Below are 21074 nucleotides of genomic sequence, written 5' to 3' on the forward strand. Positions count from 1 at the left end.
ACGCCTCCGAGAAGAACCGCGACGCGTGCGATGCGAGCCAGCCGGTGTTCGAAAAAGATCATGTGACGAGCGACGAAGGCTTCTGATGGATGGACTCAGTTAAGCCTCCTTTAACGGCACGGATGGGTGCGGCTTTATCGTTTTCGAGCGTCGATTTCGCTTGGGAATGGGGGATTTTCAGGGATTCGGCGGATGTCGAATTTTCGTTCAGCATCTCCCGCAGGCCAGTCGGTAAGGCTTGCTGGAGAAGCGGTTCAACGGTTTGCCTGCACCACTGCGTTCGCTTGGCATGAGTGCATCCGCACGATGCTAACCTTGCCCCATGCAACTCATCCGCGAAGGGAATGACGATGAACCGCACCGACTACGAACAAGCCCTCGCCCAACTGATTGGCGCCGCCGAACTCGTCGTCTCTGGAATGCCTGAAGACCAGAAGATGAGCGCGTTCCAGTCGCTCGCGTTCTTTCGTTTGCGGCAGCATCGACTGATAGAAACGACTACACCGCTGATCTCGAACGACGAGCTTTTCAAAGACTCCGCGATGGCCGCGCTGACGATGGCAGGCCGCAAGGAATTTCTCGCGGCCGCCGCGCTTCTGGAGCAGGCGCGCTCGTTGATGTCGAATTAGGGCAACGCAGACGCATCGGGCCTGCCGAGCGCGCAACTTCGTACCCGGCCTGACGGCGCTAAAAAAACAAAAAGCGCCGTGCGCGAGGAGAAGCGCACGGCGCGGAAATCGCTCGTCCCGGGGGTGGAAGAGCGTGGCAACAGAATGAATTCTAGCTACGTCCAGGAAATTCGAAGTCCCGATAAACGGACGAATTTCCCCGTAATTCCCGGAATCGGCACGGCAGTGGCATTTTTTGCCTGGTCAGGGGCACGGGCCTTCGCTCTCCTTTCCCGGCATCGGGCGGTTGGCTGCGGGCTGATCGCGGAAATGATCCGGAAACGCCTTGCCGATCAGCGCGTCGTAGTCGGCGGGGTCCGAGGAAACAATGGCATGGAGCATCTTGATGAACGCGTTGCCATCGGCGAGATTTTCGACGATGACACGTGCCGTACGTAGTGAAATGGCTTCCTCAAGTGGCTTTTCGTTGCCGTCTTCCAGCAGAAAGCGGAAGCGGTGGATCTCGGCGGCGGAGCCATGCGGCTCCTCGTGCGAAACAATCGTGGCTTTCATAATCGATGACAGGTAGATCCAGGCATCGAGCATTCAGCAAAAACCGCTCCTTACAAGGCTGGGCGGGCGCGACGAGGCGACCGCCGCCCCTTTGTCGACTCTTCAATGGCAATACAAATCGTTCTGTGCGTTGAACATTTCGAACGCAAGGCGAGTGGCCTGATCCTGCCGCACGGTGGTGAACCAGCGCTCGCGCCGCCACCCGTTCACCGTCCGTTCGATGAACGCCGCGCTCGCGATATCGCCGCCGCGCGATGCGATGAACGCCGGCGCGGGCGCAACCGCGCCCGGCAGCGTCCGGTAGTACGACCAGTCGGCTTGCTTGAGGAGCGCGCGCACGACGAGTTCGTCGTCCACGAGCGCGGCGCACTCTCCCGCCTGAAACGCGAGCAATGCGTCAAGCGGCCTGTCGAAGCCCTGCAATGCCGCCCGATACCGATGCGCGGCGCGCGCCGCAAACGGACTCTCGCGCGACGCGCAGATCGACCGGCCCTCGAGATCGCGCCAGTCCTGAATGTTGCCGTGCCGAAGAACGAGCGCAACGCCTCGCCCGGAAGCGTAGTTGCCGGGCGCAAAGGCGACGGACGCATCCGGCGAAAACGCCAGCCCGGCGATGGCGACATCCGCGCGACCGTCTTGCACGGCGTGGCGCGCATCGGCTTGTTCGGCTAACACGAGTTCGACGGGCAGTCCGGCGCGGCGCCCGAGTGCCTCGGCGAGCGCGGCGGAGTATGCCTCGGGTGCGCGCACGGAACGGTCGACGTGGCCGACGGTCAGGATAGGCGCGGGTTGGGACGGCACGGCGACGATCAGCTTGCCGCGTGCATAGGCGGCTGCGAACGGCCGGTCATCGGCGAGTGAATTGCGCCAGCTTGCGCTCAAGGGCGACAACAGGAACGCGGCAAATAACGCGACTGCCGCAAGCGGCATCCACAGCCGCCAGCCGCCTTCATGCGACGCCGCTTGTCCGGCTCTAGCCATTCTGTGCGAGGCCCACACGCCAGCGCAGCAAACGCCGTTCGAGCAGCGAAAGGCTCTTGTTGATCAGAAGGCCGAACAGCGCGAGCAGCACGATGCCCGCATACATGTCGGGAATCTGGAACGTCTCCTGAGAGTTGAGCGTGTAGAAACCGAGACCCGAGCGCGCGCCGATCATCTCTGCCGCGACGAGCGCCGTGATGCTGTAGGCGCCCGCGAGCCGGATACCTGTCAGTATCTCGGGCAACGCGGCGGGCAACACGACCTTGGTAAAGATGAAGCCTTGCCCCGCGCCCATGGAACGCGCGCAATCGATGAACACGCGTTCGACTTGCTTCACACCAGAGATGGTGTTGAGCAGCACGGGCCAGAACGCCGCCCATACGATGATCGCGATCTTCGACGATTCACCGATCCCGAGAAAGAGCATGAACACCGGAAAGAGCGCGAACGCGGAAACTTGCCGCAGCAGTTGATAAAGCGGATCGACGATGCGCTCTGCGCGCCGGAACCACCCAAGCGCGAATCCGCACACCACGCCGCCGACAACGGCCAGCAAGAGCCCGCTAAGCGAGCGCAGCGCGCTTGCGCCGAGGTGCTTCCACACTTCGCCGCTATCGACGAGATGCGCGATGGCAACCGCCACTTGCGAAGGCGGACTCAGATACGCCGTGCTCACGACACCGAGCCGCGGCAACAACTCCCACAGCAGCACGAAGACGATAAGCGCGATGGATCGTTCGAAGGCCATGGAAAGCCGAATGCTCCGCCGCGGCGCGGCCGTGCGAACCCTGGGCGATTGTGCCGTTTGCGGCGTTTGCGGCGCGATCAGGCCCGGCAGCTTGCGGATGGTGTTTTGCTCAGGCACGGAATGCCCCCGTGTTCAGTTCATCGTGCTGCTCGCGCGACGGAACAAGCGCTTCGCCGAGTTCCAGACTCAGGCTTGCCCATGCACGCTGCCGCAACGCCATGAAAGCGGCGGAATGGCGCAAAGAGGCATCGCGCGGACGCGGCAAGTCGATATCGATAATTTCCTTCACGCGGCCCGGCCCGCGTCCCATGATGGCCACGCGATCCGCGAGAAAAATCGCCTCGTCGATGCTGTGCGTGACGAAGACGACCGTCTTTGCACTTTGCTCCCAGATGGCGAGCAACTCCTGCTGCAACGACTCGCGGGTTTGCGCATCGAGCGCGCCGAAGGGTTCGTCCATCAACAGTATCTCGGGACCATAAGCCAACACGCGCGCAATGGCCACACGCTGGCGCATGCCGCCCGATAGCTGATGCGGATAGTGATCGGCGAAGTCGAGCAGCCCGACGAGACGCAAAAAACGTTCGGCTTCGCTGCGTCGTTGCACGGCTTTCACGCCGCGAATCTCGAGCCCTGTCTCAACGTTCTTGCGCACCGTGCGCCACGGAAAGAGCGCGTAGCCCTGAAACACGACGCCAAGCTTTTGCCGCGCGGCGCTGACAGGTTCGCCATCCACGGTAATCTCGCCCGCTGTCTGCGGCACGAGGCCGGCAAGAATGCTCAGGAACGTCGACTTGCCGCAACCGCTCGGTCCGAGCACGGCGAGAAACTCTCCCTCGCGCACGCTCAGATCGAAGTTATCGAGCACCGTGAGGCTCGAACCTGTCGCCTCGTTTTCATATGTGAGGCCGAGGCCACGCGCGACGATCTTCTCGCTCATGACGGATTGCCCTGCGCATGCGTGCTGGCGCTCGCTTGCGACGACTTGCCAGCGTACGGGTTGTAGTCGTTCGTGTAGACATCCTTGACTGCAACCTTGCCCTTCGGGATCTTGCCAGCCTGTTCGAGAATGTCGATGTAGTACTGGATCGGCGGCTCGGTTACGACGAGATCCTTCACATAGGCATAACGCTCGACCAGCTTCACGTCGATACCCAACCGCTCCGCCGTAAGCTGACGCGCTTCGTCAGGGTGCGCGTTGACCCAGTTCCCCGCCTTCGCAATAGCCGTGACGAAGTCCTTCACCGCTTGCGGATGCGCCCGCGCAAACGCGCCATTCACGCTATACGGCGCCATTCCGCCGAGGCCACCGTCTTCGTCCCAATCGCTCCATAACTTGTGCAATTGCGGATCGGCTTCCGCCGCGCCGGAAAACGGCGGGTGAATGATGGCGATATCCACGTTCTTCGTTACGAGCGCCTGCTGCGACTGATTGTCGGGCACGACGAGCCAGTTCACCTTCGAGACATCCACGCCATGCTGCGACAAATACTTCTTCGTCACGAACTCCGCGCATGCGCCGAAGCTGTTGAACGCCACCGTCTTGCCTTCGAAGTCCTTTGGTCCGCGAATACCCGAATCGGCGCGGGAGAAATACTTCATGTGCGGTGCATCGGGCAGCGTCTCGCCGCCAGCCGAGACCACCTTGATGTCCGCGCCGCTCGCAATGGCCGAGATGACGAGCGGCACCATGCGCGTGCCGAAGTCGATCTCGCCCGTGCCGACGAGCGGAATGATCTGCGGTGCGGAGATTTTGCCGACGTACTTGGGCCGTGTGCTCGTGTTCTCGAAGTAGCCGAGCTTGTCGGCGAGATAGACGAGGTCGAACGCGGGGTTGTCGGGATATTTGAAGTAGGTGATTTCCTGCTTCGCCGACTTGTCTACCAATGCCGACGAGCTCTGTACTTTCTCGGTGTCCGGCTTGCAGCCGCTTTGCAGAACGAGTACGGCAGCCGCGCAAGCCGCGAAGAGAATCTTTCCGGCGCGACGGGGCCGGCGGTGCAAAAGGGACGCCATCATGATTTCCGCTGGGAGAGCACGGTTAGAGGCGGCGCTGGATTCAAACCAGCACCGTACTCCGCGATTCTCACTCAGCAGTCACGACGCGCAAACCAACAAAACATGCTTTGTTTAGATGGCAGCGTTCGAATACTTCAAGACTTTTGGCCGCGCCCCGTCTTCGCTTGCAATTCTTCGATCTTGAGCGAGGCGTCCGCTTTCGTCAGCGACGGGTCGAACTCTTCTTTCGCTTCCTCGGAAAGCGTCTTCAGATAGGAAGCCTGCGCGCCCGTCATCTTTTCGTCCCCCGTAACCCAATCGCTCGGGTCTTTTTCGGCATTCGATGTCGGGTGCGATTTCGGGTCGTCGGACGGGCCGGCTTGTGCATTGGTATCGTCGATGGTTTTATCGTTCATGGCGCAATCCTCTTGGCGTGGTGACATATAGAGGTCTGGCGCAAGGAGCGTGCCGCATCAGGTCACGTTCAGTTCGATCAGGCGCCCCAGCCGCGCCGATTCCTCCACGGCGAGCGTTGCCGCAAGCGTGCGTGCGGCGTCGTGTCCGTCTATGACGGGACGCACCGAACCTCTCACGACATCGACGAAATGTTCGAGCTGGTTTGCATACGTGTTCTCCTCGGGCACGGCAAGGCGCGCATCGTGAATAGGCTGGTCGCGTCCCTTCGCGCCTTGATACGACCACATCGTCAGGTCCGGCATGGTGACCGCGCCGTTTGTGCCCGCGAAAAAATGCGTGGGCACGGGACGATAAGCGAAGAGTTCACGGTCCTCGCCCGCTGCCGTGTCCCAGCCCCAAGGCGTCGCGGTCGTGTCGGAGAGACTGATGTTGGCAAGCGCGCCATTCGCGAGTCGCAGCGTGCAGGCCGCCGAGTCTTCCACGTCGAAACCGCGCACCTTGTTCGACGATACCGCCTGCACCGACACGATCTCGCCGCAGATGAACCGCAGCAAGTCGATCTCGTGAATCAGGTTGATGAGAATAGGACCGCCGCCTGGCTGTCTGCGCCACGGCACGTTAAAGTAGTCATCGGGCTTGTACAACAGGCACATGATGTTCGCCATGACGAGCGTGCCGATCTTTCCGCTTGCCACGGCTTCCTTCGCTGCACGCACTACCGGATTGTGCCGCCGATGATGCCCGACGAGCATGGCAACGCCCGCTTCCTTGGATGCATCCGCAAGCGCGTTTGCAGATTCGAGATCGTCTGCAACGGGCTTTTCCATCAGCACGGGAATTTTTCGTTCGATAAACGCGAGTCCCACTTCGAGATGGGTGTGATTGGGCGTGCACAGGATAGCCGCGTCGATACGTTCGTGCTTCAGCAACTCGCGGTAATCGGCATAAAGCGGCACGGACAACGACGCCGCATAACTCGCCGACCCGGGCGATGGATCGGCGATAGCCACGAGCCTGCACGACTCGTTACGCGCGATCTCCTGAACGTGACGCCGGCCAATCACGCCCGCGCCGATAACGGCTATTCCAATCTTCTCCATGTATCCAACCTTTTGATCTATCACGATGAGGTGTGTTGCCGAAGGAACGGCACGAGGTCATGCAAGACTTCCTCGTGCGATTCTTCCGGTTGCAAATGGCCGCCGCCGATGCCGCGTCCGCTGACTTCATCGGCCCATGCGCGCCAGATTTCGATTGGCGTATGAGCCTGCCCTTTACGCTCTTCCAGGCTCCAGAGAACCATGACGGGACACACGAGCTTGCGGCCCGCCGCACGATCCGCGCTGTCGTGCGCCGAGTCTTCATCGGCTGCCGCGCGATAGTCCTCGCACATTGCATGGCGCACGTCCGGGTTGCGAAAGGCGCGGCGATAGGCATCGAGTGCGTCGCTATCCATGCGTTCGAGGCCGCCTGCCATCTTGCCGAGCGCGCGTTCAATGAAGGCGTCGGGATCGGCGGCGAGCATGCGTTCAGGCAAGTCAGCCGGCTGCGCGAGAAAGAACCAGTGCCAAGCGTTGACGGCGAAGGCTTTATTCACGGATGCGAACGCGTCGATGGTCGGCACCACCGTCAACGAGGCATACGCCGCCACACGCTCGGGATGATCCAGCGCCAGCCGATAACCCGCGCGCGCGCCGCGATCGTGTCCGACGACAGCGAAGCGCTCATGACCGAGTGCGCTCATGAGTTCAACGAGAGCGTGCGCCACGCGCCGCTTGGTCCAGCGTTGTTCGTGCGCGAGCGTGACACTTGCGCCATAGCCGGGCAGGTCGGGCGCAATCACCGTGTAGAAGCGCGCAAGCACAGGCGCGATATAACGCCAGACGAAATGCGTCTGCGGATAGCCGTGCAACAACAACACAGGTGGGCCAGAGCCGCCAATCATGCCGTTGAAGTGCACATCGCCCGCCGTGACATCCAGCTTCGAAAATCCTTCGAACCATTCATTCGCAGCTTGATTCATGGCTCATCCTTGCAGTGACTTGCCGTTCCAGTCGAACGATGCAGGCAAGCCAAGGAAGGACGCGGAAATGGGCATCGCGTAGTTCATCATGTTGCGTCCGTGATGAACCTTCAGACCGTGTGCCTGAGCCGCCTTCAACAGAGCCGTCATTCGCGGTTCCATGATTACATCGGCGACGACTGCGTGCGGTGCAAGTTCATCCAGCGCGAAGGGCAATGGGTCATGCGCATGCAAGCCAACGGGCGTTGCATTAATGGCGAGACCGATACCGCGCATATCCGGCGTGCCGGCTTCGATGCGCGCATCGCTGACCGAGGCGATGGCATCGGCCAATTCGCGCGCACGCTCGGTGTCGATATCGAAGATAGTCAGGCTCGCGATTTTCTCCAGCCCGACCGACCAGCCGATACTGCGCCCCACTCCACCGCAGCCATGCATATAGACGTGCGCGCCTTCCAGACGCACGCCATCCGCCTGCAGGCCCGCGACGAAGCCCGCGCCATCCACGTTGTCGCCTTCCCATCCGCCATCCGCGCAGCGCCGCAGCAGATTGATCGAGCCGATGCGCTCGGCGCGCTCCGTGAGCGTATCGGCATGACGCATGGCGGCCACTTTATGCGGCATGGTGAAGATGACGCCGTCCACGTTCGCAATGGCCTTGGTGCCGGCGAGCGCGGCATCGAAGTGCGCGCTATCGACATCGGCGGGCAGCATCAGCGCGTTGATGCCGTAGCGCTTCATCAACGTGCTCCACACGACAGGGGCGCGCACATGCGCAATCGGCGAGCCGAAGATATGGAAGAGGCGCGTGAGCGCGTCGGCGGGTGCATCGAGCCTCAGCCTTTCCTCGGTCAAACCGGATGATGTCGTCGTCATGGCCTTCTCTTGTGTGTCGAACGCCGTCATGCGCCGCGCTCCTGTCCGCTTAGCGGCTTCGCCGTATTGGCGCGCTCTTGCGTCGCTTCTTCGCGCAGGCGTTCGTATTCGTGTTTGGGGACCGGCACCGCATCGCGCCGGCCAAGATCGTTCATATGGATGCGATACGTCTCGCGCGCCGAGTATGTCGCGAACGCGGACAACACCGTGATGCCGAACGTGATACCGCCAACGATCAGCCAGATGTTTTGCGAGCCGGGCGGCGCGACCGTCGTGAACAGCGCCGGCAGCAGCGCCGAAATGGCGACGCCCACGTTCTGCGAAATGGCCATCGACGTCACGCGCATGCGCGTTGGAAAGAGCTCGGGATAGAAGCTCGGATACACCGCGTTTTGCCCCTGATACACGAGGCCCCACATCAGTATCGACAAAACGATGGCGAGCGTCACGCTATGAATGCTGATGGCATAGAGATACGCAAACGAAAGCAGCCCGGAACCGACCGACCCGACGATGATCGGCAGCCTTCTGCCCACTCTGTCCGACAGACGTCCCCAGTAAGGAATGACGATCATGGCAGCGACATTGCCGAGCACCGGAATCCACAGATAAAGGCTCTTGCTGAAGCCGATGCCATAGGCCTGCTGCACCGCATACGCGCCGCCGAAGATGGTCGTGACCACGGGAATGACGTTCATGATCGACATGCACATCACGCGCAGCATGTCGTCCCAGCAATGCCTGAACGCGAGCTTGACGGGCGCATGCGGCACCGCGCCACGCTCGCCTTCCTGCGCGAACGCGGGCGTCTCGCGCACCTTGCGTCGAATGAAGTAACCGGCGACCAACACGAGCGCGCTCATTAAGAACGGCACGCGCCAGCCCCATGAATTGAAGGCGTCCTCGCGCATGAAGTGACTCAGCGGCAGGAACACGGCGGCCGCGAGCAATTGCCCGGCGGTGACGCCTTGCATGCCGAAGCTGCCGTAATAACCGCGCCGCCCGAACGGTGCGTGTTCGAGAATCATGGAACTCGCGCCCGAGATTTCGCCCGCCACCGCAAAGCCTTGAACGAGCCGCAGCACGACGAGCAACGCGGGCGCCCACAAGCCGACCTGATCGTAAGTGGGCAGGAACGCGACGGCCATCGTCGAGAAGCCCATCAGGAACATGCAGACGAGCAGGACCGACTTACGACCGTGCGTATCGCCCCAATGCCCGAGCACGACCGCGCCGATAGGACGCGCAACGTAGCCGATGCCGTAAGTCGCGAGCGACGCGGCAATCGCCACCTTGGGATCGCCCTTCGGAAAGAAGATCTGCGGAAAGATCAGCGCCGCGGCCTGCGCGTAAATGAAGAAGTCGTAGTACTCGAGCGCCGAACCGATCCAGCCGCTCGCGGCCGCCAGTTTCGACTGATGCCGTCCGTGCGGCTCATGGTCTGCTGCGTTGGACATCGATGTCTCCATTGGTGATGTAGGTGCGTTCTCATCCGTATTTTCGTTCCATCTTAGAAACTCACATCGAAAACTGTCAACGCGTTTTCACGCACAATTCCCGTATGAGAACAAACTAGGGATAGTCCCTACAAAGCCCAGATAACGCTTGACGGCACGGCCTGCGCTCACTCACCATGGAAACCACTTTCCATATGAGAACACGAGGTCACACAATGAACGAGACACTGCTGGAACGGCTGGCAATACGCGAGGCAATCGAAAATTGGGCCGTGTGGCGCGACGCGGGCGACTGGGAACGCTTCGCCACGCTCTGGCATCCCGAGGGCGTGATGATGGCCACGTGGTTTCAAGGCACGGGGCCGGAATTCATCCGCGTGACACAAGAAGGCTGGGCGCGCGGCGTCAGTATTCTTCACTTCCTCGGCGGCACGGCTATCGATCTCGAAGGCACACGTGCCATTGCGCAGACGAAGATGACCATCTCGCAGCGCGGCGAGGTCGAAGGTCATCGTTGCGATGTCGTCTGCACCGGGCGCTTCTATGACTTCTACGAGAAAGTGGACGGCAAGTGGCTCTTGCGCCTGCGTCAGCCTATCTACGAGAAAGACCGTCTGGACCCCGTCGAAACGGGTGTGCGGCTCGAACTCGATCCCGAGATACTCGGGCTCTTTCCCGAGGGTTACCGGCATCTCGCGTACATTCAGACGAAGATCGGCTACAAGGTCAAGCGCGACATGCCGGGACTAACCGGTCCCGTGGTCGAAGCGCTTTATGCGCGTGGCCGTGCGTGGCTCGATACAGGCACGCTGTGATGAACGCCGTGGCAACAGAGTTCGTTTATAACGCGTTGCCCGCCCGCGTGATCTTCGGTGCGGGCCGGCGCTCGGAGACGGCCGCCGAAGCCGCACGGCTCGACTGTACGCGTCCACTCATCGTGACGACGCGCGAACAGGCCGCATTGGGCGATGCCATCGCGCAGCAGTTCGATCCGGAATCGACACACCGTTTCGCCGATGCCACCATGCACACGCCCTGGGACGTCACGGCGCGCGCCTTGCAAGCCGTAGACCGCGCGCACGCCGACTGTGTGATCGCAATTGGCGGCGGCTCGGCGGTCGGTCTGTCCAAGGCCATTGCATTGCAGACGGACCTGCCGCAGATCGTGCTGCCTACTACGTATGCGGGCTCCGAAGTCACGCCGATCATCGGCGAGACGCGTGACGGCGAGAAACGCACACAGCGCACGCTCAAGGTGCTGCCCGAAATCGTCATCTACGATGTCGAGCTGACCTTGAGTCTTCCCGTTGCGATGAGCGTGGCAAGCGGGCTCAACGCCGTTGCGCATGCGGTCGAGGCGCTCTATGCCATGGACGGCAATCCGATCACATCGCTGATGGCGGAGGAAGGTATCGCGTCGCTGGCGGCGGCGTTACCCGACGTGGCGCGCGCGCCCGAATCGATCGACGCAAGACGCGCCGCGCAATATGGCGCGTGGTTGTGCGGCACGTGTCTGGCTTCGGTCGGCATGGGTCTGCATCACAAGATCTGCCATGTGCTTGGCGGCGCATTCGATCTGCCGCACGCGCAGACCCATGCCATCATGATCGCGCATGTCGCCGCTTTCAACGCCGATGCCGCCGCGCCCGCAATGAAGCGCATTGCCCGCGCATTGAACGCGGAGCATTCGTGGACCGGTCTCCACGATCTCGCGGCATCGCTTGGCGTGCCGCGTTCGCTCGAAGCGATCGGCATGCCTGAAGCGGGCATCGATCACGCAATCGACCTCGTCACGCGCAACGCCTATGCAAATCCGCGCGCGCCCGAAAGCCGACCGCTTCGCGCCATGCTCGAACGCGCATGGAAAGGCCTGCCGCCCGCGCTGGTCGAATAAGGACACTCGATGCGAAATTTCAACGAAGACAACATCACGCAAGCGGTGCTCGAACGCTTGAGCGGTTGCGAGAACGAACGGACACGGCAAATTAGCGAGGCACTCGTCCGGCATCTGCATGCGTTCGTGAAAGAGATCGAACCGACCGAAGCGGAATGGGCCGGCGCTATCGACTTTCTCACGCGCACGGGCCAAATGTGTTCGGAGACGCGCCAGGAATTCATCCTCCTTTCCGATACGCTTGGCGTGTCCATGCTCGTCGATGCGCTCAATCATCGCTTCACGGGCAACGCCACCGAGACCACCGTGCTCGGGCCGTTCTATGTCGAAGAGGCGCGCGATCTTCCGTTGGGCGCGAGCATTTCGCATGCATCGGACGGGCCGGCGATGATCGTGGAAGGCAGTGTGTCGGATCAACATGGCGAGCCGATTGCGGGCGCGCTCATCGAGACATGGCACGCGGACGATCACGGCTTCTACGACGTACAACGCGAGGCGGGCCTGACCGCGCTCGACATGCGCGCCCGTTTTCACGCCGATGAAAATGGACGTTTCTGGTTCCGTTCGATCGTGCCCGCCTTCTATCCGATTCCGAACGATGGCCCTGTAGGCAAGATGCTCGATGCGCAAGGACGGCATCCTTACCGGCCGGCACATGTGCATTTCAAGGTCAGCGCGCCGGGCTTCGAAACGATCGTCACGCACGTATTTATCGAAGGCGACCGCTATCTGGATTCGGATGTCGTGTTCGGCGTGAAGGATGGCCTGATCGCGCGACTCGAAACGATAGAAGGCAGCATGAGCCCGGCCGGACATGAAGTCACGCCGGGCACGGCCCTCCTTGCTTACCCCTTTGTTCTGCCCGCAAAGCGCTAAAGACTCACGAATACGACAATGCATAAACTGTCCTTGCATCACCTCACCATGCTGGATGCGCATCCGCTGCAACTCGTCGATGCCGCGCACGCCGGTGGCTTCGACTATTACGGCTTGCGCGTCGTGGCGCCCACGGCGGCAGATAGCATCGTCGATGTCGCGGGCAATCCGGCGCTCATCCGCGAACTCGCCGCACGCATGGAGGCGACGGGCGTTCGCCTGCTCGATATCGAAGCCATCTGGCTGCAAGAGAGCACGAACATAGACCTTCTCTTACCCGCACTCGAAGCGGGGCATCGGCTTGGCGCGAAGCATGTGCTTACCGTTGGCTTCGATCAGGACCGCGAGCGTCTCATGCGCAACTTTCGGGCGCTGTGCGAAGTGGCAGCACGCTTCGAAATGACGGTTGGCCTGGAGTTGATCACGTATTGCGCCATCGGCACGCTGGACGATGCGCTCGCCACCATCCAGGCAAGCGGTCAGCCGAACGCGCGGCTTTTGATCGATGCCTTGCAGTACTTCCGCTCGGGCGCGAAGGTTGAGGACATCGATAGTATCGACCCCGCGCTTATCGAATACATGCAGATTTGCGATGGACCGCGTGCCTCGCCGGTTGCGGTGGCCGACCGGCGAACCGAAGCACGCACCGCGCGTTTGCTTCCCGGCGATGGCGAACTTCCGTTGCACGATGTGCTGGTTAAGCTGCCCGCCGACCTGACGCTCGCCGTCGAAGCGCCCACGCTCGCATTGCGCGGACAACCATTCGATGAGCAAGCACGCACGATCATGTCGAGCATGAAGCGCTTCCTTGCAAAAGCGCAGTAACTCTATTCCGCGAGATATTGACGCTGGATGCGCACCGCGGATGCCTTGAGTATCGCAATCGACCGCTCGCCTATTTCCGGCGAGTAACGCACGGCTGGTATCGCGAGATTGAGCGAACCGAGCGGGAACCCGGTGGACGACAAAATGGGCACGCCAAGACCCACGATGCCCGGCGTGAATTCTTCGAGCGAATGAGCGAAGCCGTTTGCACGCACGGATTCCAACTCGTTCAGCAAGGCTTTCTTGGTGCCGATGGTGTTCTTCGTGAAGCGCTCGAACGACACCGAGCGCATATATTCGGCGCGCATGACATCGGGCAGGAAGGCGAGTATTGCCTTGCCGCCCGATACCGCATACAAGGGGGCGAGATCGCCGAGCCGCATATGCGATTGCAGGCGCTGCTGACTCACGACCGTTGCAACGACTTCGACCTGCTCGCCCTTGAGCTGATTGAGCGCGCACGATTCCGCCGTTTGCTGCGTGATATCGCCGAGGACCGGCTCGGCGCATGCAATCAAACTGCGCAACTGATTCGACTGCTGCGCGAGTTTCAAAATGGCATCGCCCAGCCGATACCCCTTCGTTTCAGGCACGAAACGCAGATAGCCGCGATCCGTCAGATTGCGGATGAGCTTGGTGAGACTGCTCTTGGGAATGTCGAGCGCCTCGGCAATCTCCGCATGCGACATCTCGCGGCCCCAGCGCGCGAGCAACTCGAAGAGATCGAGTGTGCGGTCCGCCGACTTGACCGTGCTGCTGGCTTCGATTTCCTCACGACGCATGCGCTGCTCCTCGTTCATATAGAGGAACAGTTTAACTGCGCCGTGCTTCGTGTCAAGAATCCGTACCGTAGAGTGCAGATTTTTATTCACGAGTGGGAACTTTTCATTTATTCGATACGGAATCGACGAACGCACCAAGATCGTTATCGAATCGCTTCGGCTCCTCGATGAAAGGCGCATGGCCCGACTTCGCATACAGCACGCTCCGCAGGTTCGGGTTGATCTGACGCGCCCGCGCGATAGCCGGTTGCGCCTTGACGAGCGCATCGCGCGCGCCGTAGATCAGCAGCACCGGAACATGCGCCTGACCGAGACCATCGGCGGCGGCTACGCTCATCGACTGAACGGCAGCCTGCATGTCCCACGAAGCCATCGCGGCATTGGCGAGCAGGCGCTCGAACGTGACCTTGTCCGGCTGCGTGTCGAAGCAAAGGCTCAGGAAGGTGCGCTCGCCGTCGAGATGCGTCTTGAGATCGGCCGATGTCATGTCGCGATAGACATCGGGATGCGCCACGATCTGCTCGGGCGTAAGCTCGATCACACCATCCACATACACGGCGCCCGCGATCTTGCCGTCACCATAGGCCGCCAGATAGTTCGAGATGACCGCGCCGCCGAGCGACCAGCCAACGAGCACCGGCTTCCTTGCATGCGACGTTTCGATGACTGTTGCAAGATCGTCGGCCCAGCGGCGGCCGTCGGTATAGGCATCGGCATTCGTGGGCTTGCCTGAGCGACCGTGACCGCGCATGTCGTAAGTGATGAGACGGTAGCCCTTCAGCCGCGCGCTTTTCACCTGCGCATCCCAGTTCAGGCGGCTGCCCAGCAGTCCATGAATCAGCACGACGGCGGGGCCGTCCGGGTTGCCGGATTCCTGCACGGCGAGCGCGACGCCATCCGGTGCATTGACGGTAAAACTTTTTTCTTCCGCGAACGCAGCGGACGATACGGCGCTCAACGCGCCCGTCGCGATCAACGTGGAAACAAGGTAACGAACCATGCGAAAAGACACGATGACACTCCTCATTCATTCGAAAGTCCTGAGTGTCGCGCCTCACACTAATGTCAGGGTCAAGCGAAAAAGTGCTAGTCTTTTTGCATGACACGATCCGCTGAACACACGCTACTGACTATAGGCGAGCTATCTCGCGAAACCGGCGCGAGCGTTCGTTCGATTCGCCACTACGACGAGCATGGGCTGCTTACTTCGGTTCGCGCAAGCAACGGCTATCGCGTGTTCCCGCACGCGGCCATCTCTCAGGTGAAGCAGATACAGCGCATGATCGCGACCGGCTTCAGCCTCGCCGATATCCTCGCGTTTCCCGACTGCATGCGCCTAATCGAAGGCGCGGTGACGTGTCCGGAGACCACCGCATTGCAACGCGAACGCCTGGTGTCGATAGAGCGTCAGATCGCCGATCTGGAACGGCGCCGCGCGCGTCTGCTCAAAACCTTGAACGAAGGCGTCGTGCCGCCGCTGGATTGAGCTTTTTTGCCGTGGTCAACTGTCGGCTTGTTCAACCGACCGGCCATCCGGGCAAAGGAGTCGTCATGCAATCGCAGATTTCGCAGTTGTCGCGTTCCACGCTGACCGAACATATCGTCGATGCCAAGGCGCGCAAGGGACTCACCTACGCCGAACTCGCGGAAGGAACGAGTCTCAGCGTGCCCTACGTGACAGCCGCGCTTCTCGGCCAGCACCCGTTGCCGGAGCAAGCCGCAAAGAGCGTGGCGGACAAACTCGAACTCGGCGACGCCGCCGCCGCGCTGCTCCAGACCATTCCCCTGCGCGGCAGCATTCCGGGCAACGTGCCGACGGACCCGACCATCTACCGCTTTTATGAAATGGTGCAGGTGTATGGCACGACGTTGAAGGCGCTCGTCCACGAGCAATTCGGCGACGGCATTATCAGTGCGATCAACTTTCGTATCGACATCAAGAAGGTGGAAGATCCCGAAGGCGGATCACGCGCCGTGATCACGCTCGACGGCAAGTTCCTGCCGTACAAGCCGTTCTGATCCTTTACGTCATGGCGATGGCGCGTTGTGCACACAGCGGCGCGCCTTGCATAACCCTGCGACCATTCTCACCATAAACGCGGTGCCATGAGTCAGACGGCACAAGGCTTTCGCGGCGACATACGCGTTTGCCCCAGCGTTGACCTGCGCTATATCCGTCCGTATATTTTGCGCAGCCGGGCGCCATAACGAATCACAAGATCGCCCGCGCATCCCCCATGTCAAAGGTGACGCCGCATGATGTCCAGGGAAAGCATCGACTCCCATATGATCCGCGTTCTGCATACGCTCCTCACGGAGTCGAGCGTCTCGGGCGCCGCCAAGCTGCTCGGGCAATCGCAGCCGACTGTGAGCATTGCGCTGCGCAGGCTGCGTGAAATGACGGGTGATCCGCTTCTAGTGCGCAGCGGCAGCCGCATGGTGCCGACGAGTCATGCGCTCACGCTGATCGAGCCTGCCGCGCAGGCGCTCAGTCATATCGACGCGATCCTTCATCCCAACACCGAATTCGATCCGGCGTCGAGCAACTGCACGTTTCGAATCGGCTCGCCGGATTATCTCGATGTGTTCTTCGTGCCCGCCGTGATCGACGCGTTCCATCAAGCCGCGCCATCCGCGAAGCTCGAATTCAAGCACCTCATGATGGTCGATGGCGGCTACGAAAACGGCCTCGAAACAGGCTTGCTCGATCTCGTGATCGGCAACTGGCGCACGCCGCCCGCGCATCTGCATCTGCAACCGCTGTGTCAGGACGAACTGGTTTGCCTGATGCGCGCGGATCATCCGGTCAAGCCGGGCGAACTCACGAAGGACGCCTTCGAGAAAGCCGAGCATCTCGCTGTCACGACCTACAACACGACCGCGTGGGGCACCATCGATACGGAACTCGCGCGCAACGGTCTTACGCGCACGGTCACGACCACGCTGCCTTACTTCGGCATGGCGCCCTATGTGCTCGTGCGCTCGGACCTTATCTTCACGACGACGCGCGCGCTCGCTTCCCACTACGCGCGCCTCTTGCCTTTGAAGATGGAGCCGATTCCCGGCGCAACGCCCGCACTCACGTATTACCAGTTATGGCATGAGAGAACGCATCGCAGCGCGGCCACGCGATGGCTTCGCCGCCTCGTCACGAACGTTGCGCGCAAGCTCGCGGTCACGCCCGATGCATAGCACCATGAAAAACGACGCCGCAAGCTTTTGGCTGCGGCGTCGAAACGTCTACCGTGCGGCATCGAAGTGACAGGTTCTTCAAGCCACCGGCAAGCGCGACGCTGGTCGGTCAGAGGCAAGCTGCGTCGTTATCGTTGTAGAGCGGACTCGAAACTGCCCGATGTCATCGCCTTGAGAAGCGCGGCCTTGGCTTGCGTGGCCGAACCCAGCAAGGCGAATCCGAGTGGCCGGCCATCGGCGGCATGTTCGCAAAGCGCGTGCAGACCGTCGAGCGATTCGTCGGATACGTTGCTTGCATAGCGCCATGTTCCGGTTTCGTCGGGCAGCACGACTACCGTTGGAGATGCGGGCGCTTTAACCGTCACCGGCATGATCGGAAACGCGACGCGCGTTGCCTCGCCCGCGAGCGTGCGGGCAAGCGCGCGTGCTGCGTGCATGATCGGCAACACATACGGCTGCACTTTTCCTTCGATAGCCGCGCAATCGCCGAGTGCGTAAATATCGGCCGCACTCGTGCGGCAATAGGCGTCCGTACGTATGCCGCCTTCTATCGCGATGCCCGCTTGTTCCGCGAGCTGCGTGCGCGGCGCGAGACCTATCGCCGATAACACGACGTCGGCATCGATTGCCTCGCCATCGGAAAGCGTAAGCGCGTAGCCGCGTTCCGCGCGATTCACCGTTGCCACCGAACGCCCGAGACGCAGCCGCACGCCATGTCGTTCGAGAGCTTGTGCAAACGCATGACCCGCGCGTTCGGGCAGCAGCCGTGACAGCGGCGTGGCCGCGGGATCGATCAGCGTGACCTTGTAATTCGCGAGCGCGAGATCGTTGGCGAACTCGCAGCCGATCAGGCCCGCGCCGAGCAGCGCGACCGACTGCGCGCCTTCGAGCCGCTTTCTGAAGCGCACGTAGTCGTCGAGCGAGTTCACCGACAGCACGTCGCCTGCGCTATCGCCCGCGAGCGGAATGCGCCGCGCATCCGCGCCCAATGCGAGCACGAGCTTGCCGTAACGAAAAGATTGTCCATCGACGATGAGTTCGTGCGTATCCGCGAGAACGCGCTCCACCTTGCTGTGCGACAAAATGCTCGCGTTCAGCTGCGTGCCCATGGCGCGCGCATCGAAAGTGACGAGCGCGTGCGGCGCCTTGTTCATGGCAAGCGCGTTGGAAAGCGTCGGCTTCGAATAGAAGCTGCCGTCGTCCTCGCTGATGAGCGTGATGGGCACTTGCGCGTCGAGCTTGCGCAACTCCCGCGCCACCGTATAACCGGCGAGCCCCGTTCCCACGATAACGACCGGTAGACCCATATCGTGACTCATGCCGACACCTCCTGCATCTCGAAGTCCTGCTTGCCCGTGCCGCAATCGGGACACAGCCAGTCGTCCGGCACGTCTTCCCAGCGCGTGCCGGCGGCAAGACCCGCTTCCGGCAAGCCCAGCGTTTCGTCATAGCGAAAGCCGCAGATCACGCATTCCCAGATTTTCATGATGCTCTCCGTATCCGCCATGGCGATCAGCGGACGTACGCCTGACCGAGACCGATCTCGGCTAGCGCGCGGCGATATGCGCCCGAGGAACGATCCGCGAGAATCGGTGCTTCGGCGGCGCGGTCTATCGGCAGATCTTCGGGACATTGCAATTCGACGATCGCGCGATCTTCCTCGAACACCTGACGATTGAACTCGTAGACATCATCGAGCGGCAGATCCTTGTCGAAGTTGCGCGCGATCGGCACGAACAGACGCGTCAGACGCGCGGATACCGGGCTCGCGGCGTTGAGAATCGAGAGCCGGCCGCCTTCGGGAAAGAGCACGGTGAGACGTGCAAAGAACGGCACATCCACTTCGAAGATACGGCGCCACAAGAAGCCTTCGGGCGCACGATGCTGCATCGACTTCGGAAAGTTGCTGACGGTGCTGACATACTCCGCGCGCATGCCGTTGCCGCGCCGCTCGACCGTGTAGCTCGGCACCACGGGATTGCGCCGGTCCGCGAAGCTGCGATGATGAATCCACGCGAAATGCGCGACATCGATGAAGCCTTCCGTCTGACGTCCCGCGGATGCCTTGATGTCGATCGAAGGCGGCAAGATCTGCTGGAATCCTTCGCTGTTCCATGCAGGGAAATCGGGCAGCGCTTGCTCTCCACCGCCGAGCGACACCCAGATCAGGCCATAGGCTTCCTGCACCGCGTAAGTGGTCAGGCGCAGACGGTCGGGAATGGTGCCGCCTTCCTGCGACGGAATATGCTTGCACTTGCCGTCCGCACCGTATTCGAGGCCGTGATAAGGACACACGAGATGGCCGTTCTCGACCCAGCCTTGACTCAGCGGCGCGCCGCGATGCGGACACACATCGCGCGCGGCGACGAGTGCATCGTTCGCACGAAACACGACGAGCGGCTCATCGAGCAGCGTGACGCTCAACGGTTTGTCCGCGACCTGCGAAGCAAACGCGACCGGATGCCAGTACTGGCTGAGGATTTGCCAGTCGTGCGGATCGAAAGTGCAATTGCGTGGAAGATTGGGCGCACGCTGAAACGTCAGCGGCGCGACGGTGGGGGTCGCCATTTTCGTGTCTCCAAGGAACTGGATCGTGTTGAAGCGGCCGGGATGGATTCGACCGCATGAACACTACGATAGCGACGTGCTACATGTCGCCCAATGGTTCGGGCGACATTGACTCTATGTTCGTTGGTCAATGAAACGATGCTTCGGCGGAGGTCACTTGCCTGGAATGAGCACTACTCTGAAGCGCGCCTTGCCGCTCATCATGCGGTCGTAGGCTTCGGCCGCGCGCGAGAGCGGGTACTCTTCGGTCATCGGCTTCACGCCCGACAAAGCGCTGAACGCGAGCGTTTCCTGCGAGTCCGCCGCCGTGCCGGACGGCCAGCCTTGCACCGAGTTGCGACCCATGATGAACTGCGCGACGGGCACTTCCACGGGCTCTTGCGAGATGCCGACCATGATCAGCTTGCCGTTGATGCCGAGCCCGCCGATAGCCGCGCTCATCGCCTTGCCGCTCGTGGCGGTGGCGAGAATTACGCGTGCGCCGCCGAGTGCTTGCAGCGCTTCGCCGACGTTTTGCGATTCGCTGTCGATATAGTGATGCGCGCCGAGTTGCTTCGCGAGCGGTTCCTTGTGCTTGCCGCGCGCGATGGCGACCGTGACGAAGCCCATCTTGCGCGCGAACTGCACGCCGAGATGCCCGAGCCCGCCGATGCCGAGGATCGCCGCGACATCGCCCGCGCGGGTGCCGCTATTGCGCAGCGCGTTGAACGTCGTGATGCCGGCGCAGAGAAGCGGCGCGGCGTCGATATCGGAGAGATCGTCGGGCATGCGCGCGAGTGCTTCCTGCGGCGCCACCATGTATTCCGCGTAACCGCCGTCGTAGCTGATACCGGGAACGAGCGCGTTCTTGCAAAGCACGAAGTCGCCGTGACGGCAATTTTCGCAATGCCCGCAATGCCCGCCATGCCAACCGACGCCGACCCGCTGCCCGGCCTGCCATCCCTCGACGTTCGCACCGAGTTTCTCGATGACGCCTGCAATTTCGTGACCGGGTACGCGCGGAAACTCGAGACCCGGCCATTGGCCTTCTTTCGTGAGGGAATCGCTGTGGCAGATGCCACAGGCTTGCACTTTGATGAGCACGTGTCCTTCGGGCGGATCGGGTATGTCGCGTTCCACGAGTTCGAGCGGACCGCCGGCTTTCGCTACTTGCACTGCGTGCATCGTTGGCATCGTTTGCTCCTTGGTGTGGGAGGAACTTCGCGGCGTTGGGCGAGCCGCGTGCATGCTGTTCGGCACTGCAATGGGGATGCTAT

General features: G+C 61.5%; 24 protein-coding genes. 8 read left to right on the forward strand and 16 right to left on the reverse strand.

Annotated features, from left to right (window positions below):
• Positions 1-350: 350 nt before the first annotated feature.
• Positions 351-629, forward strand: a complete 279-nt coding sequence (locus QCE79_RS16225) for a hypothetical protein (RefSeq protein WP_244831587.1) — start codon at positions 351-353, stop codon at positions 627-629.
• A gap of 243 nt (positions 630-872) precedes the next feature.
• Here QCE79_RS16225 and QCE79_RS16230 read toward each other — a convergent pair whose 3' ends face one another.
• The 10 genes from QCE79_RS16230 to QCE79_RS16275 form a co-directional block, all read right to left on the reverse strand.
• Entirely contained in the window at positions 873-1214 is a 342-nt protein-coding gene (locus QCE79_RS16230) for a hypothetical protein (protein WP_244831589.1), read from the reverse strand.
• Between the two features lie 69 nt (positions 1215-1283).
• Positions 1284-2162 carry a transporter substrate-binding domain-containing protein gene (locus tag QCE79_RS16235; RefSeq protein ID WP_309845969.1) on the reverse strand — a complete coding sequence of 293 codons (879 nt, stop codon included), beginning with the start codon at positions 2160-2162 and terminating at the stop codon, positions 1284-1286.
• Entirely contained in the window at positions 2155-2910 is a 756-nt protein-coding gene (locus tag QCE79_RS16240; RefSeq protein WP_244831955.1) for an ABC transporter permease, read from the reverse strand. Before QCE79_RS16240 ends, QCE79_RS16235 begins: the two co-directional genes overlap by 8 nt.
• 109 nt (positions 2911-3019) lie before the next feature.
• The gene (locus QCE79_RS16245) at positions 3020-3850 is read right to left on the reverse strand and encodes an ABC transporter ATP-binding protein (protein WP_244831593.1); all 831 of its coding nucleotides are present in this window, start codon (positions 3848-3850) and stop codon (positions 3020-3022) included.
• The gene (locus tag QCE79_RS16250) at positions 3847-4929 is read right to left on the reverse strand and encodes an ABC transporter substrate-binding protein (RefSeq protein ID WP_309845972.1); all 1083 of its coding nucleotides are present in this window, start codon (positions 4927-4929) and stop codon (positions 3847-3849) included. The genes QCE79_RS16245 and QCE79_RS16250 overlap by 4 nt, the downstream gene beginning before the upstream one ends.
• Before the next feature lie 134 nt (positions 4930-5063).
• Positions 5064-5324 carry a DUF3072 domain-containing protein gene (locus tag QCE79_RS16255; protein ID WP_244831600.1) on the reverse strand — a complete coding sequence of 87 codons (261 nt, stop codon included), beginning with the start codon at positions 5322-5324 and terminating at the stop codon, positions 5064-5066.
• A 57-nt stretch (positions 5325-5381) separates the two neighbouring features.
• Complete coding sequence (locus QCE79_RS16260; RefSeq protein ID WP_309845975.1) at positions 5382-6425, reverse strand: Gfo/Idh/MocA family oxidoreductase; 1044 nt, start codon at positions 6423-6425, stop codon at positions 5382-5384.
• Positions 6426-6445: 20 nt separating this feature from the next.
• On the reverse strand, positions 6446-7348 hold the full coding sequence (locus tag QCE79_RS16265) for an alpha/beta fold hydrolase (RefSeq protein WP_250469599.1): 903 nt from the start codon (positions 7346-7348) through the stop codon (positions 6446-6448).
• Between the two features lie 3 nt (positions 7349-7351).
• Complete coding sequence (locus QCE79_RS16270; RefSeq protein ID WP_250528193.1) at positions 7352-8254, reverse strand: shikimate dehydrogenase; 903 nt, start codon at positions 8252-8254, stop codon at positions 7352-7354.
• Positions 8251-9681, reverse strand: coding sequence for an MFS transporter (locus QCE79_RS16275; RefSeq protein ID WP_250528192.1), 1431 nt, complete (start codon positions 9679-9681; stop codon positions 8251-8253). The genes QCE79_RS16270 and QCE79_RS16275 overlap by 4 nt, the downstream gene beginning before the upstream one ends.
• 215 nt (positions 9682-9896) lie before the next feature.
• Between QCE79_RS16275 and QCE79_RS16280 the strand changes: the two genes are divergently transcribed.
• Genes QCE79_RS16280 through QCE79_RS16295 form a run of 4 tightly spaced genes read left to right on the forward strand, consistent with a single transcriptional unit; the run spans position 9897 to position 13276 of the window.
• Positions 9897-10496 (forward strand): nuclear transport factor 2 family protein, encoded by a 600-nt coding sequence (locus QCE79_RS16280; protein WP_250494843.1) that lies wholly within the window; start codon positions 9897-9899, stop codon positions 10494-10496.
• The gene (locus tag QCE79_RS16285; RefSeq protein ID WP_309845983.1) at positions 10496-11575 is read left to right on the forward strand and encodes a maleylacetate reductase; all 1080 of its coding nucleotides are present in this window, start codon (positions 10496-10498) and stop codon (positions 11573-11575) included. Before QCE79_RS16280 ends, QCE79_RS16285 begins: the two co-directional genes overlap by 1 nt.
• 9 nt (positions 11576-11584) lie before the next feature.
• Positions 11585-12451, forward strand: a complete 867-nt coding sequence (locus tag QCE79_RS16290) for an intradiol ring-cleavage dioxygenase (protein ID WP_309845984.1) — start codon at positions 11585-11587, stop codon at positions 12449-12451.
• 18 nt (positions 12452-12469) lie between these two features.
• Positions 12470-13276 carry a TIM barrel protein gene (locus tag QCE79_RS16295; RefSeq protein ID WP_309845987.1) on the forward strand — a complete coding sequence of 269 codons (807 nt, stop codon included), beginning with the start codon at positions 12470-12472 and terminating at the stop codon, positions 13274-13276.
• Positions 13277-13278: 2 nt separating this feature from the next.
• On the opposite strand, the gene QCE79_RS16300 is transcribed toward QCE79_RS16295, so the two are convergent.
• Positions 13279-14058 carry an IclR family transcriptional regulator gene (locus QCE79_RS16300; protein WP_250511321.1) on the reverse strand — a complete coding sequence of 260 codons (780 nt, stop codon included), beginning with the start codon at positions 14056-14058 and terminating at the stop codon, positions 13279-13281.
• Positions 14059-14161: 103 nt separating this feature from the next.
• A complete protein-coding gene (locus QCE79_RS16305) occupies positions 14162-15070 on the reverse strand; it encodes an alpha/beta fold hydrolase (RefSeq protein ID WP_404989369.1) in 909 nt (302 codons plus the stop codon).
• An 87-nt stretch (positions 15071-15157) separates the two neighbouring features.
• On the opposite strand from QCE79_RS16305, the gene QCE79_RS16310 reads away from it, so the two are divergent.
• From QCE79_RS16310 to QCE79_RS16320, 3 genes are all read left to right on the forward strand, one after another.
• Positions 15158-15544 (forward strand): MerR family transcriptional regulator, encoded by a 387-nt coding sequence (locus QCE79_RS16310; protein ID WP_244831630.1) that lies wholly within the window; start codon positions 15158-15160, stop codon positions 15542-15544.
• Positions 15545-15609: 65 nt separating this feature from the next.
• Positions 15610-16077, forward strand: a complete 468-nt coding sequence (cynS, locus tag QCE79_RS16315; RefSeq protein ID WP_250494849.1) for a cyanase — start codon at positions 15610-15612, stop codon at positions 16075-16077.
• Between the two features lie 237 nt (positions 16078-16314).
• On the forward strand, positions 16315-17250 hold the full coding sequence (locus QCE79_RS16320) for a LysR family transcriptional regulator (RefSeq protein ID WP_244831633.1): 936 nt from the start codon (positions 16315-16317) through the stop codon (positions 17248-17250).
• A gap of 128 nt (positions 17251-17378) precedes the next feature.
• Here QCE79_RS16320 and QCE79_RS16325 read toward each other — a convergent pair whose 3' ends face one another.
• The 4 genes from QCE79_RS16325 to QCE79_RS16340 all read right to left on the reverse strand — a co-directional run bounded on the left by QCE79_RS16325 (position 17379) and on the right by QCE79_RS16340 (position 20991).
• Positions 17379-18569: an NAD(P)/FAD-dependent oxidoreductase gene (locus tag QCE79_RS16325; RefSeq protein WP_244831635.1), complete on the reverse strand. Its 1191-nt coding sequence runs from the start codon at positions 18567-18569 to the stop codon at positions 17379-17381.
• The gene (locus QCE79_RS16330; protein ID WP_250494852.1) at positions 18566-18736 is read right to left on the reverse strand and encodes a rubredoxin; all 171 of its coding nucleotides are present in this window, start codon (positions 18734-18736) and stop codon (positions 18566-18568) included. Before QCE79_RS16330 ends, QCE79_RS16325 begins: the two co-directional genes overlap by 4 nt.
• 26 nt (positions 18737-18762) lie before the next feature.
• Complete coding sequence (locus tag QCE79_RS16335) at positions 18763-19818, reverse strand: aromatic ring-hydroxylating dioxygenase subunit alpha (RefSeq protein ID WP_250528186.1); 1056 nt, start codon at positions 19816-19818, stop codon at positions 18763-18765.
• 153 nt (positions 19819-19971) lie between these two features.
• Positions 19972-20991 carry an alcohol dehydrogenase gene (locus QCE79_RS16340; protein WP_309845994.1) on the reverse strand — a complete coding sequence of 340 codons (1020 nt, stop codon included), beginning with the start codon at positions 20989-20991 and terminating at the stop codon, positions 19972-19974.
• Positions 20992-21074: the final 83 nt, after the last annotated feature.

It is taken from the genome of Caballeronia sp. LZ003 (genome assembly GCF_031451465.1).
Lineage (GTDB): Bacteria > Pseudomonadota > Gammaproteobacteria > Burkholderiales > Burkholderiaceae > Caballeronia.

Coding starts and splice junctions, on each gene's coding strand:
- QCE79_RS16320 (WP_244831633.1), top strand. CDS start 16,315: ATGATGTCCAGGGAAAGCATCGACTCCCATATGATCCGCGTTCTGCAT.
- QCE79_RS16295 (WP_309845987.1), top strand. CDS start 12,470: ATGCATAAACTGTCCTTGCATCACCTCACCATGCTGGATGCGCATCCG.
- QCE79_RS16310 (WP_244831630.1), top strand. CDS start 15,158: ATGACACGATCCGCTGAACACACGCTACTGACTATAGGCGAGCTATCT.
- QCE79_RS16265 (WP_250469599.1), bottom strand. CDS start 7,348: ATGAATCAAGCTGCGAATGAATGGTTCGAAGGATTTTCGAAGCTGGAT.
- QCE79_RS16325 (WP_244831635.1), bottom strand. CDS start 18,569: ATGAGTCACGATATGGGTCTACCGGTCGTTATCGTGGGAACGGGGCTC.
- QCE79_RS16245 (WP_244831593.1), bottom strand. CDS start 3,850: ATGAGCGAGAAGATCGTCGCGCGTGGCCTCGGCCTCACATATGAAAAC.
- QCE79_RS16275 (WP_250528192.1), bottom strand. CDS start 9,681: ATGTCCAACGCAGCAGACCATGAGCCGCACGGACGGCATCAGTCGAAA.
- QCE79_RS16230 (WP_244831589.1), bottom strand. CDS start 1,214: ATGCTCGATGCCTGGATCTACCTGTCATCGATTATGAAAGCCACGATT.
- QCE79_RS16270 (WP_250528193.1), bottom strand. CDS start 8,254: ATGACGGCGTTCGACACACAAGAGAAGGCCATGACGACGACATCATCC.
- QCE79_RS16235 (WP_309845969.1), bottom strand. CDS start 2,162: ATGGCTAGAGCCGGACAAGCGGCGTCGCATGAAGGCGGCTGGCGGCTG.
- cynS (WP_250494849.1), top strand. CDS start 15,610: ATGCAATCGCAGATTTCGCAGTTGTCGCGTTCCACGCTGACCGAACAT.
- QCE79_RS16250 (WP_309845972.1), bottom strand. CDS start 4,929: ATGATGGCGTCCCTTTTGCACCGCCGGCCCCGTCGCGCCGGAAAGATT.
- QCE79_RS16335 (WP_250528186.1), bottom strand. CDS start 19,818: ATGGCGACCCCCACCGTCGCGCCGCTGACGTTTCAGCGTGCGCCCAAT.
- QCE79_RS16340 (WP_309845994.1), bottom strand. CDS start 20,991: ATGCCAACGATGCACGCAGTGCAAGTAGCGAAAGCCGGCGGTCCGCTC.
- QCE79_RS16255 (WP_244831600.1), bottom strand. CDS start 5,324: ATGAACGATAAAACCATCGACGATACCAATGCACAAGCCGGCCCGTCC.
- QCE79_RS16300 (WP_250511321.1), bottom strand. CDS start 14,058: ATGCGTCGTGAGGAAATCGAAGCCAGCAGCACGGTCAAGTCGGCGGAC.
- QCE79_RS16290 (WP_309845984.1), top strand. CDS start 11,585: ATGCGAAATTTCAACGAAGACAACATCACGCAAGCGGTGCTCGAACGC.
- QCE79_RS16280 (WP_250494843.1), top strand. CDS start 9,897: ATGAACGAGACACTGCTGGAACGGCTGGCAATACGCGAGGCAATCGAA.
- QCE79_RS16240 (WP_244831955.1), bottom strand. CDS start 2,910: ATGGCCTTCGAACGATCCATCGCGCTTATCGTCTTCGTGCTGCTGTGG.
- QCE79_RS16260 (WP_309845975.1), bottom strand. CDS start 6,425: ATGGAGAAGATTGGAATAGCCGTTATCGGCGCGGGCGTGATTGGCCGG.
- QCE79_RS16225 (WP_244831587.1), top strand. CDS start 351: ATGAACCGCACCGACTACGAACAAGCCCTCGCCCAACTGATTGGCGCC.
- QCE79_RS16285 (WP_309845983.1), top strand. CDS start 10,496: ATGAACGCCGTGGCAACAGAGTTCGTTTATAACGCGTTGCCCGCCCGC.
- QCE79_RS16330 (WP_250494852.1), bottom strand. CDS start 18,736: ATGAAAATCTGGGAATGCGTGATCTGCGGCTTTCGCTATGACGAAACG.